The organism is Psychrobacter sp. 28M-43, from assembly GCF_014770435.1.
Taxonomy (GTDB): Bacteria; Pseudomonadota; Gammaproteobacteria; order Pseudomonadales; family Moraxellaceae; genus Psychrobacter.
The window spans coordinates 2,079,558-2,091,845 of the sequence record NZ_CP061739.1 but is presented as its reverse complement, the minus strand read 5'-3'; the positions used below and the strand labels follow the sequence as shown (position 1 = coordinate 2,091,845).

The 12,288-nt window shown below is 42.2% G+C and carries 10 protein-coding genes; 8 read left to right on the top strand and 2 right to left on the bottom strand.

What is annotated here, in order from left to right; genetic code table 11:
• Nucleotides 1–744: 744 nt before the first annotated feature.
• Nucleotides 745–1,134, top strand: a complete 390-nt coding sequence (locus IEE84_RS08655) for an SCP2 sterol-binding domain-containing protein (protein ID WP_057760797.1) — start codon at nt 745–747, stop codon at nt 1,132–1,134.
• Between the two features lie 145 nt (nt 1,135–1,279).
• On the opposite strand, the gene IEE84_RS08650 is transcribed toward IEE84_RS08655, so the two are convergent.
• Nucleotides 1,280–2,254 carry a hypothetical protein gene (locus IEE84_RS08650; protein WP_191113885.1) on the bottom strand — a complete coding sequence of 325 codons (975 nt, stop codon included), beginning with the start codon at nt 2,252–2,254 and terminating at the stop codon, nt 1,280–1,282.
• A gap of 443 nt (nt 2,255–2,697) precedes the next feature.
• Between IEE84_RS08650 and IEE84_RS08645 the strand changes: the two genes are divergently transcribed.
• The 3 genes from IEE84_RS08645 to IEE84_RS08635 all read left to right on the top strand — a co-directional run bounded on the left by IEE84_RS08645 (nt 2,698) and on the right by IEE84_RS08635 (nt 5,146).
• Complete coding sequence (locus tag IEE84_RS08645) at nt 2,698–3,933, top strand: lipoprotein-releasing ABC transporter permease subunit (protein WP_191113884.1); 1,236 nt, start codon at nt 2,698–2,700, stop codon at nt 3,931–3,933.
• Between the two features lie 57 nt (nt 3,934–3,990).
• Complete coding sequence (gene lolD / locus IEE84_RS08640) at nt 3,991–4,671, top strand: lipoprotein-releasing ABC transporter ATP-binding protein LolD (RefSeq protein ID WP_057760792.1); 681 nt, start codon at nt 3,991–3,993, stop codon at nt 4,669–4,671.
• 169 nt (nt 4,672–4,840) lie between these two features.
• On the top strand, nt 4,841–5,146 hold the full coding sequence (locus IEE84_RS08635) for a hypothetical protein (protein ID WP_191113883.1): 306 nt from the start codon (nt 4,841–4,843) through the stop codon (nt 5,144–5,146).
• Between the two features lie 75 nt (nt 5,147–5,221).
• Here the strand turns inward: IEE84_RS08635 and IEE84_RS08630 are convergent, their stop codons facing one another.
• On the bottom strand, nt 5,222–5,797 hold the full coding sequence (locus IEE84_RS08630) for a DUF2062 domain-containing protein (RefSeq protein WP_224737720.1): 576 nt from the start codon (nt 5,795–5,797) through the stop codon (nt 5,222–5,224).
• Nucleotides 5,798–6,042: 245 nt separating this feature from the next.
• On the opposite strand from IEE84_RS08630, the gene IEE84_RS08625 reads away from it, so the two are divergent.
• The 4 genes from IEE84_RS08625 to IEE84_RS08610 all read left to right on the top strand — a co-directional run bounded on the left by IEE84_RS08625 (nt 6,043) and on the right by IEE84_RS08610 (nt 12,281).
• Complete coding sequence (locus IEE84_RS08625) at nt 6,043–8,958, top strand: ComEC/Rec2 family competence protein (protein WP_224737718.1); 2,916 nt, start codon at nt 6,043–6,045, stop codon at nt 8,956–8,958.
• Nucleotides 8,959–9,230: 272 nt separating this feature from the next.
• Nucleotides 9,231–10,283 carry a signal peptide peptidase SppA gene (gene sppA / locus IEE84_RS08620; protein WP_191113881.1) on the top strand — a complete coding sequence of 351 codons (1,053 nt, stop codon included), beginning with the start codon at nt 9,231–9,233 and terminating at the stop codon, nt 10,281–10,283.
• A gap of 250 nt (nt 10,284–10,533) precedes the next feature.
• On the top strand, nt 10,534–11,424 hold the full coding sequence (locus IEE84_RS08615; RefSeq protein WP_191113880.1) for an alpha/beta fold hydrolase: 891 nt from the start codon (nt 10,534–10,536) through the stop codon (nt 11,422–11,424).
• A gap of 68 nt (nt 11,425–11,492) precedes the next feature.
• The gene (locus IEE84_RS08610; RefSeq protein WP_224737717.1) at nt 11,493–12,281 is read left to right on the top strand and encodes a CPBP family intramembrane glutamic endopeptidase; all 789 of its coding nucleotides are present in this window, start codon (nt 11,493–11,495) and stop codon (nt 12,279–12,281) included.
• Nucleotides 12,282–12,288 lie beyond the last annotated feature (7 nt).

Below are 12,288 nucleotides of genomic sequence, written 5' to 3'. Positions count from 1 at the left end.
CTTAGCGCAATGACATCATTAAATATCGATTCAGGCCCTTGCTGTCTATCAGTTAATACTAATAAATAGAAATAGGCACTTCATGCACCTTACTCAAGGTCAATCGATAATAGGATTGTTAATAGATCATCAAGGTAAATAAGAAGACGCGCCGTTTTGAGCATCAAACATCTCATAAGGCTAAATATGTATCTTAATTATTACGAAAAAATCTGTACTAATGAAGATAGATACCCATATCTATAGGGCTATTAAAACGCATTGACCATAGATGTATGCTAGCGGCGGCTGACAAAAAACACGATTATGTAATGTTTGGTTAAAACTCCCGACTCTGTTTAAGGGTATTGTAACGCAATCCTAATTAAATATCATCAGAACTATGCGCCAAAATACAAACTCTTTGGTATAAATGTTAGCGAGCAACTTATTATTGCTGTGCTACTCCTCTATTTTATACACAATTTTGTCACTATTCTAGATGCTCAGTTTGATTGAATAGGGGAAGCGCTCGCTAAACATAAGCGTAGGCCTGCAAAGAAGTTTTGTAACAATAACATTGCTGAGCCGATAAATAGGTTTTACTTCTTATCAAGTCGCCCTTTATAATGATGCTGAACGTCATTAATGGCTATGTATTGCATAGGTCTATTGATAGCAATCATTTTAATAATTCTAATAGTTAGGTCAAGAGTGCCTCAAGGGATATTGGTCTGACAGAATATCAATTAAGGATAATATAATATGGCAGTTTTTTTGACAGATGAATGGTTTGAGCAAGTAGAAAAAATGGGCAACGAAGCAGGTGAGTTAAACTTACCGCCAGTACTTGCCAATATGGTCGTCAACTTAAAAGTGGCTGAAGCTGATAAAACTATCGAAGCCAATTTTGCAAATGGTTTGCTGCATCGCGGCTTAAACGATAATGCAACGACGACGCTGCTATTAGATCGCGATATCCTACAGTCTATCATCACTGATTTTGATACCAATCAAATCATGGGTGCATTTATGAGTGGCAAAATCCGCGTCGAAGGCGATATGTCACAGCTAATGGCAGTACAGACTGCACGTCCAAGTGCAGAGCAAAAAGAGCTATACACTCGCATCAAATCAATGACGACAATGGCTTAATCGCATATTGATACGAATTTTACGCTACGTTTTTGCGTTGTAAATCAGTAAGACACAAAAAAGCCCCTAATTCATATTAGGGGCTTTTTTATTGGGTAATTACATAAGTAACAGCATGAAAGCTGTAGAAAGTCTTTCAAACAGCCTAGCTAGCTTTTGATTGCTGCGTCGCATTTGATTGGTTTTCTTTGTATATTGCTGCTTGCAGCCATACGTTTGCTTGGACGTAGTCATGTACTTTGATGCTATTGATTTCAGCAGTGTTGAGCGCACCAATACGCACTACAAAAGGATCTGCATCCTGCTCACGTAGCGTCACCACGTCAAACAATATGATAGATTTACCATTAAATACGGTTTCTTGCTTGCCAAGTACTTGACCCTGACACCAAGCTTCATCTTCTTGTCCTAGCGTATCGCCAAACAAGTAAGCGCACATATGGCCCAAGTTAATCTCGACAGGTGCCATTTGTTCTTTGGTCTCAGGTTTCCATTCGCTGATTTGCTCTTGCAAGTCATCAGGGATTTTTCCGTCATTTGCCGCCACGATGTCGTTAAAGGCACGATGATAACGGATAGACTCTTGGTCTTCGACCATGATGACTTCATTTTGCTCGCTTAGCTTAATTTCGTGCGCCCAAGCACTAAAGTTCACATAGTAAGAAGTGTCGCGTTGATAGAGATGACGGTTGGTCGTATAGAGTTGATCAAACGCATAAATAATGCTGCCATCAGCAGTACGTAAGCGCAACACGGCATCATGCGAGTTGTCATTAGCGATGACACGCTCAATTTTGCAGTTCAATCCGTAAGGACTATCGACACAAGGATAAGCATTAATAAAGCATTCTGGCTTACCATCTTTCATCGCCAGCACTTGATTAATATGGCAAGGTTGGTCTTCTGATAGAAGCAGGCAACTGTCTTTTGCACTGACGTTGTTGTTCAGGCCTTTAGGCATAGCAGCGACTTCGATCATTTTTTGTAGCCATTCAGGCACATCATGACTCATATCATCGGTCAGAATACGCCAGTGATCGGCGTGACCTGCAGACTGCTCATCGGTCAACGTGATCTTGGTAGGAGATTGAATGTTTTTGTATTGATAATTTATGGTCATGAAAATACTCAAAATTAAGTCAGCGTGAGGTTTATATCTAATACTGTGTTTGCTTGTGTACCATCCAACATTTTAAATGATTGGTTTATGATGGTCAGCAACCTAGCCAGTAAAAGATCAGAAACCTCAATGAGGGGTTAATGACAATTGTCTTTAGCATATAATATATAGGTATTGGTACAGCTAATAGCAAGCCCCCTATAAAAAATAATAACAAAACCCAGTTTTTTGGTAAAAAATACTCTCAGTTGTTGCTAATGACTGGCACATATCAGCTAGTTTGTGTCAAACTAGCTCCCTTTTGACAGCTGTTATTGGCTCGTCTGACACCCTGTTTTTGTGTTTGATTTATATGTGAGTAGTAGCAACTGTATGATGCATTTACTACTGCTTGTTATGCAACCTATATAAAGTCGCACGTAGATAAGATAAAGAGTTTGAATATGTTTCGTCCTTTAGCGTTATTTATCGGCTTACGATATACCCGAGCAGAACGTAGTAATGGCTTTATCTCCTTTATATCACTCATCTCGATGATTGGTCTGACGCTTGGGGTTGCCGTATTGATTACGGTGCTATCAGTGATGAACGGTTTTGACCGTGAACTGAAAACTCGTATTTTGGGAATGGTACCGCAGGCTACTGTGGTCTCATCAGAAATTATTGGCGACTGGGAACAGCTAGCTGATAAGATCAAGGAAGACCCAGAAGTGGCAGCTGTGGCACCATTCATTCAACTGCAAGGGATGCTGACATCAAATGGTCAGGTCGCAGGTATCATGGTGACAGGCGTCGAGCCTGAATACGAAAAAAACGTCTCCATTATCAATGAGCACATGATTGAAGGTAGTATTGACACCCTGAAAAGTGGTGATTTCAGTATCGTGTTGGGCGAGGAGATGGTGCAGTCTTTGGGTCTGCAAATAGGTGATAAAGTGACGCTAGTATTGCCAGAAGCGTCACCATCACCAGCAGGCGTGATACCGCGGTTTAAGCGATTTACTCTGACAGGTATTTTTACGATTAGCCCAGAAGTAGACAGTCTTATGGCGTTTATCCCGATGGGTGATGCGGCAAAATTACTGCGTCTGCCAGAAGGTGCGCAGGGCGTACGCATGAAGCTTAACGATATCTTTACTGCGCCGATAGCTGCGGAAAAAGCGGCTGCTATCGCACCTGAAAAGCTATATCCAAATGACTGGACACAAACTCATGGCAATCTGTTTGGGGCAATTCAAATGGAAAAAGCCATGGTCGGCCTATTACTATTTTTGATTATCCTAGTTGCCGCTTTTAATATTGTCTCAAGTCTGGTCATGCTAGTGACCGATAAAAAAGCAGATATCGCAATCTTAAAAACCTTTGGTGCGTCTCCTCGTTTGATTACTCAAGTCTTTATGGTTCAAGGTGTGGTCATCGGTGTCATCGGTACTATCGCTGGTACGATACTGGGTGTGATATTTGCGCTTACGGTCAGCGATATTTTAGGCTTTATTAATCAAGCCTTTGGTCTGAACCTGTTTGATGCGTATTTTGTCAATTACTTGCCATCACAGTTGCGTTTGTTAGATGTGGTATTAATCACAGGTGCATCGTTTGTATTGAGCTTTTTGGCAACAATTTATCCAGCGCGCAGAGCGGCTAAGATTCAGCCTGCTCAAACGCTACGCTATGAGTAATCGCAAACGCCTAAACATCGAAATAAATACCGAAATAAATAAAATAAAGGAAGCGCTATGTCTGCCATTTTAGAGGCGACCAATATCAATAAGATATATGATGAAGGCGCGGTCAGTACACAAGTATTGACTGGTCTTGATCTGACTGTTCATGCGGGTGAGCGCATCGCTATCGTTGGAACCAGTGGTTCAGGTAAAAGTACGTTGCTACATTTGCTTGGTGGTCTAGATACGCCAACCAGTGGTGAGGTTTGGTTACATGGTCAGTTATTAAATAGCATGAATGAAACTGAGCGCGGAGCTATGCGCAACAAGCATTTGGGTTTTATTTATCAGTTTCACCATCTGCTAGCAGAATTTACAGCAATCGAAAACGTAGCCATGCCGTTGCTGATGCGTCCAGAAGTATCAACGACTGATGCTCGTAAGCAGGCAGTTGAGATTCTAGAAAATGTCGGTCTTGAGCATCGTTTGATGCATAGACCAGGTGAGCTATCAGGTGGCGAGCGCCAACGTGTAGCGATTGCACGCGCGCTAGTGACTAAGCCATCGCTTATTTTGGCGGACGAGCCAACAGGTAACTTGGATTATGACAATGCGCAGAGCGTATTTGGCCTGTTGTCAGAACTACAAAGCACCATGCAAACTGCGCTACTTATGGTGACGCATGATCGCAATTTAGCTGCTCTTGCTGACCGTCAGTTGTTGCTACGCAATGGGCATTGGGAACAGTATTAATAATTTTTTATATTAGGTCGAAAAACTGACCAAAACGCCATCTATTGGCGTTTGTTATGGCTATCATATTGAAAAGTTATTGTTGTATTATTAAGAAAATATATCATAGAAACTAGCGATTAAGCGGTTGTGAGCCAGCCGCCTTATCTATTTTATAAGGATGCGTAAAATGCGTGAAGATGATAATCCAATTGCGGCTTTTGGCAGTGCAGAAGAAGGTAATGAGCCGTTAAAGCCTTATATCGATCCAACTTTGTTTGAAACGTTCGATAGACAGGCACAAACGGAGCTACTGACCCCTGTGTTTGATGCCATCACTTTGGCTGGGGTTGATTACGACCTAAAAGTTCAAGACAGCGCGACAGGTAAGCGTTACACGCTCTGTAAAAATGATGAAGTCATTGAGATCGTACCGATGGATAGCAATTTCACTGACAAAGTTTTGAATGCTATAGAGAACAGTAAAGAAGAATGAGCTTTGCTAGCTTAGTTTAGCTAGGGCGTAAGCGTTATAGCCGTGTAATAAAGATAAATTGCCTTATAAATTGCCTTATGACTTGTCAGATTCGTCAGAAGGTTTTTGCTGACGTTTCTGCCAACTAGCCACGGTTTTATAACGCCAAATGGCTTTAAATGCCAAACCGCAAATAAGACTGGTGACTACGGCTAAAATTGTTAGCCCGATACAAAATGCAGCAAGCGATACGGTACCGCGATAAGTAATGAACGGATTGGCACCATTTGATAATGCCCATAAGCTAAAATCAGCAATCATTCTACCGATGAATCGCAAACTAATTACAGGTGCATCAATGATCTTTGCACCGATATAATATCCAGCATAGAAGATGGGTAAGCTAGTGACTGGGTTGGTAATCCATGTCAAACCAAGCGCCATAGGGACATTGGCACGAAAAATAAGCGAGCCAATAAGTGCCAGTAACATCTGTCCTGGCAGCGGAAAAAATGCACTTAGTACACCGATATAGACGGCCTTATTTAGGCTGTGTCGATTGAAATGCCATAACCTTGGATCAGCTAAGTGCGGTGCAAACAGCTTTAAAGTGCGACTTTCTAAGATTTTCTCTGGTGTAGGAAGTAGGTCTTTTAGACGTTTTTGGGGCACAGGATCGCCTTTAATCATTAACTACAGTCTACTCAATGATATTGAGAAGCTGGTATAAAGTAATATATGGTGAGTAGGATAAAGGTTAGAACACACAGAATGGTGGTGTCAGATAGTTACCACCTAATACGTTGCCTCAGTATAGGGTAATATAAATATAAATGCTATTGCATCGCGTGTCATTTGCTATAGTAAACAACTATATTTGGCCGAATAATATTTAAGTCATCAAGCAAGGAGTGCTGGTGTACTGGTTGATTGGTAGCCTCATAATTATAGTTATGATGGGCGTATTGGCAGTCGCAGATAATGTGATATTGCCAACTGATTTGTCTTTGCTAGATATGATTGATCCGTCCAATCTGTCGTTGGCGCTGATTGTATTTGCTACGTTTCTGCTGGCGTCTGCTCAATTCAACATACCCTCGATAGACAGCCACAGCGCTGATAGCAATACCTCTAACAACGCATCTCGTCATACTAAACTTCCTTTCCGTATTATTAGATACTTAGTCTTAGCTTTGTTAGCGACTGGGTTAGTGATAGGCAGTGCACTACAAGCTTTGGTTATTCATCAACAAGCAGAAAGCACTGAAATTACCGCTCCGATACGAGTACAAGCGCTCGTGCGTATCGAAGGGTTGAGCGACAGTGTTTATGATGCCGCGACAGACAGCGGGTATCGCCAAGTAGCCGTGATAACGAATATCACTCCATTGGTTGCTGAGCTGACGCCGATAGAATTAGCAACTAAAACATCCGACTACTTAGATGCGAATAAAAATAGCCTAAGCAGAAATTACAATATTAATTCCAATGAAGTTAATATCAAAGTCAGCGAACACCGAATCTTACTTAACGCCTATCCAAAAAAGTCTGCAAATGATAGCCAGTTTGCATTCTTAAACGATTTGCAGCCCGGTGATGAGATATTCATGAGCCTAGCACTGGCGCCATTGGCTACTTCTGAGCAAGCAGGCAATAATCCTACTGGCTTTGACAGTTATCGCTGGTTACGAGGTCGGCATATTGATGGCGTTGCAAATATTTTGGCCGTTAGCCCTACATTGGTAAATAGTGGCGAAATTAGCAATGAAATCAGCGCTGAAAAGTATTCGAAGCAGTCGCTAGACTCTGATTCATATCTTCAGCGCTTTCGTACTCGTATTGATCAAGGGCGTTGGCGATTACGACAGCATTTCTATCAAGACTGGTCAGCACAAACGACAGCAGAGCAACAAGCAAAAGCCGTGACATTAAGTCTTCTCACGGGTGATCGTAGCTTGATTAATCGTGATACTAAAGATTTATATCAACTGGCGGGTATCTCACATCTGCTCGCTATTTCAGGCACGCACGTACTGTTTTTAGCTATTGTATTGGCAGGCATAGTTGTACTGCTGTTTGATCGTAATTATTCAGCGATTTATCGGCGTATTCCGCGTTGGCAAGTGCGCTGGTGGGTAATGATTGGTGCCGCTTTTATTTATGCGTTATTTACTGGTTTTGACGTGCCTGCTGCTCGTACGGCTTGGATGTTATTAGCGATTGGATTTGTCAGATTAACATTGCTCCCTATTAGTACGATGCGCGTGCTATTGGCATTGGCTGTGTTGATGGCTTGGCGTGACCCTTACGTATTGTGGCAGGCAGGTTACTGGCTATCTTTTATTGCAGTGGCGTTATTACTTAAGTATGACGATAAGTCGTATCAGCATCAGACTACTGCTGCAACGACTGTACACGATGGTAAGCCACGTACTCATATCAATAACGCGCTATCTAACCGTGTTTGGCAAACGATCAAGCGTGTGTTTAAATTACAGTTTTGGCTGTTTCTTACTTTATTACCCGTTACGTTGCTTTTATTCGGTAAGGCGTCGTTATGGGGTCTTTTTATCAATTTATTTGCTATCGGGCTATTTGGTTGGGTGATTGTACCGCTCAATCTATTAGCAGGACTATGTTACCTTCTGGTGCCGAGTATTGCTGATATTCTTTGGGTAATTATTAGTACGATAGTTGGTCATCTACACGATTTAATGAGTTGGCTGACGTCATTGCCAGCGCTATCGGATGCGTGGCTCTATACACCAGTTAATATCGCGATACTATCGATGGCTTTGCTAAGTGCATTGCCTTGGCTACTGCCACGAGGTTTACTCAGTCGTTGGTTGATGTTACCACCATTAACGTTGCTGATGATAACGGTGTATGCCAATCAGCAGTCACTGGTAACTGTACCGACCCTGTATATTCTACCAACGGGTGATTCGTATATAACGGCGGCATTGCTGCAATATCCTACCGTCAATGAAGACAATACCAATTGGTTGTTCTTAGCTGACCATAGACCAGCCTCTACACGAATGATGCCAAGCAGCCTGACAGCAGACAATTTATCTGAAAATTTAAAGCAGCAACTGGGTAGTATATCTGTCGATAAGTTAGAAAGTATTGTCGTACAGAGCAGCAGTATTAGCCTGACTGATACGTTAATTCCTGACAATAAGAATATTGCTAATACTAAAAATTCTGAATTACTGCCGATGACCGTTGCTCAATTAAATGACCGGTTAGCTATTAGCCAATATTGGCAAGCAGGGCGCTCTGATCGTTGGTCTACATTTCAGCAAGCTTACAAAACAGTTAGGCAGTCTGAAGATACGCTTACTATCAGCACTCAGCGTTGTGAGCAAGGAAAAATATGGCAGTCGGCCAACGATGAGTTGTCAGTACAGGCCATCACTGGTTGGACCAAGATAGGTGATACCAGCGTTTGGGATTGTACGATTGCTCTTGATACTAACTTGCCTATACGCGTTCTAAGATACAATGCGGCAGATCCACTCAATTCGTTACCTGCCAATTCACCTGTTAGCCCTCCAGCACAAATAGCATCTAACCAGTTAACTGGCAAACAGTTAGAGTCCCAGTCGCGTTTAATTTTAAATGCTGATACTCATCAACGCGTTTGGCAACTGTGGTCATTACTATGTTCAGCTGAATCAAATAATGATGACATGCTATTCAAAAATACACGTTGGCTTGGTCATAGTACCTCGCAAATTACAGCTGATGCCATAAGTCGTCAAAGAGTTGATGAAGTTATAACCTATAATAATAAGCCCTTAGACGCGGCATTATCGCTAAACAACTAAATAACATTGATAGTATTCCCAATGCCGAAACTACTAACTCTGAAAAATAAGGCTTATATTATCAGCGTTACAATATAGTGATATTTCACAGTTATACTATTGAACCATTATCGAAATACCACCATACTTAGCAGCCTATTAATACAGGTCACTGACTATTAACATAGGTCACAGATATGGTGAGACAGTATCAGGTATATACCACCGTTCTAGCTGTATTTCTCGACAACCTCATTTTATTGTTTTAGATTGTTTCTAACTTAGGAAGTTATATGCCCAACTGGCCACCAGACCCTAACAAACGTCCTGATAACTCGGCAAATCAGCCAACGCAACCGCAGCAACCAAGCCCGCCAAGTGGACAAGAATGGAAGGTGCTGGAAAACACGTTATTAGCGAGTGTGGTTGAGCAGCGCCGCGCTCGTCGCTGGAGTATCTTTTTTAAACTACTGACCTTTGGTTATATCCTATTGATATTTTTGACCCTTGGTCGTGGTTGCAGCAGTGCACCAACAGGTATGGATGCAGTCGATACTAGCGAACCACATTTGGCAGTGGTTGAGCTGCAAGGTGTCATCAGTAATGACGATGTGGCCAATGCGTATGATGTCAATGAAGCATTGAGAGACGCTTTTGCAAACAGTAACTCAAAAGCAGTAGCATTGGATATCAACTCACCTGGCGGTTCACCGGTACAGTCTGACGAGATTTGGCAGACCATGATGGACTTACGCCAAGAGTACCCAGACAAAAAGCTTTATGCGGTGATTGGTGATATCGGTGCGTCAGGTGCTTATTATATTGCGTCTGCCGCAGATGAGATTTATGTCAATCCTTCAAGTCTGGTCGGCTCTATCGGTGTCATTATGCCAAGCTACAACGTTAAAGGCTTAATGGACAAAGTTGGCGTAGAAGATCGTACGATTACGGCTGGTGAGTATAAAGATATCTTAAGCTTATCTCGTCCGTTGACTGATTATGAAGAAAATCATGTCGAAAAAGTACTAGCAAATACGCACAAGCATTTTATCAACGCTGTCAAAGAAGGTCGCGGTGACCGCCTGAAAAATCCTGAGCAAAACAAACTGTTCTCAGGGTTATTCTGGACAGGGGAGCAGTCTATTGAGCTAGGCTTAGCAGATAAAACAGGTAGTATCACAAGTTTAAGTAAGCAACTAGATCTCGATACGATCATCAGTTATAGCCCAACTGATCCGTTCCAAATGTTTATGGATCGTTTTGCAGTGAAGTTAGGTGCAGGTATTGGCTCTAGCGTTAGTCTTGATGTATTGCCACAAGAAAGCAACACTGGGCAGATGCGTTAAGCGTTTTATGTTTTAGATATAATGTGTATGATTGTTAAGGCTGAGCATATAATTGTGCTCAGCCTTAATTATATGTAATACCAAATAAAAAACCTTGGTCTGAGTGATAGCCTGATTAAATTAGCTATACAACTATAACCATCAAACACAGTCGTCAAACTTGCCATATAAACATGGTTGGTTTTAATAAGGGTACAAGGTTCAATCATTAAAATAATATATAACATAAACGATCCCACGAGAGTCTGTCATGAGTGATGAAATAAATTTGCAGTCCTTTGCTAAACTGCCTGTCTCTAAAATAACCAATAAACCTGTGATGCATTTTGCCCATGCTAATGGAATGCCAAGCGCGGTATATGAGCCATTTTTTAAAGGTTTGTCAGAATTTTTTACGATTGAGTATATTGCGATGTTGGGTGATACGCCTGATTATCCAGTGGATGATCATTGGCGTAGTCTGACGCAGCAAATCATTGATAGCGTAAACAGTGCCTGCGAAAAGCATGGCGTAGCACAGGTAGTAGGAGTAGGGCATTCGCTTGGGGCTATGTGTACGTTGCAGGCTACGTATCGTCAGCCTGAACTATTTGCACAAGCAGTACTTATGGACCCGCCTTGGATTTATGGCAAAGTCAGCTTGTTATGGCATTTAGCAAAGACAGCAGACAGATTACCGCTTATGAATAACCGTCTGATGGATAAACTGTCACCGGCTGGCGTGTCCAAGCATCGCCGTGATGTGTGGGATAGCCGAGATGAAGCATATGAGAAAATGCGACATAAAGGGTTTTTTAAGAATTTCGATGAGCGTAGCTTTCAAGGATATATCGATCACGGCTTGCATGAGCGCGCGGATGGCAAAGTGACATTGGCTATCCCTAAAGCCAGCGAAGTCGCTGTGTTCCGTACCAATCCATCTTGGTATTGGCTGGCACCGAATCGTGGCCCCAAAGTACCTGTGACTTTAATCATTGGTCAAGACAGTATTTTTTTGAAACGTCGCTTTCCGCAGCAGATAAAATCGCGCTTGGGTATTCCTTATGAGACTCACAAAGGAGGACATATGTTCCCACTTGAGCATCCAGAGTCTGTCTCAATGCAGGTGCTAGGATTGATCAAGCAGCAACTGTCAAAATAAATGCAACATACCATCAGTCATGCTTGTAATGGATATGAGCTGCCAGAGTATTTTTAAGTGATACCTTTATGCCAAAGAACCTAACTGCGCCATCTAGTAAGACTGTCTCACCTAAGTCTTTGCCGCTATTTTCGCGCGTGGGTACATTCGTGCTAACAGTAGGAATGGTGCTTGCGTTTTTTATCAGTCAGTTGGTAGGTGTTTATGTCGCTGGCAAGCTTGTATTACCTGCCGATGAAAGGACATCGATAGGGCGGATATTCTATTTTGGTAGTAATGATGGAACAGTCGTGAGCCTGTCTATACTTATCGGCTGTGTATTGCTAGTGGCAATTAGCGTGCTTATCATTCGTTTAAAAGGTGGCAGTCTGCGTCAATATCTAGCCTTGAAACCGTTCTCACTGTCGATGGGTATAGCGATGCTTGGGCTACTACTGATATTTATGATTGCCAGTCAGGCACTGACGTATTTACTCGATATGACGCCACTAGTGTTTGTTGATCCGCTCTATCAGTCAGTCAGTTCAATTTGGCTATTGGTCTTTGCCATGGTCGTCGTCGCACCAATTTATGAAGAGATTATCTTTCGCGGCATATTGTGGTCAGCCATCGCAGAACAGTTCACGGCATCATCATATTCAGCGAATCATGGGGCGATTGTCGCAAGCATTGTAACAAGTTTGATATTTGCTGTGATCCATGTGCAGTATGGTATCTACGAGATTAGTACTATCGTAGTGTTGGCATTGATATTTTGCTATGCACGGATTAAGTCGGGCTCGCTACTACTGCCAATCGTACTACACATTGTCAATAATGGTGCAGCGATGTGGCAGTATATTGCGCAAGCGGCGTAAATGAAAT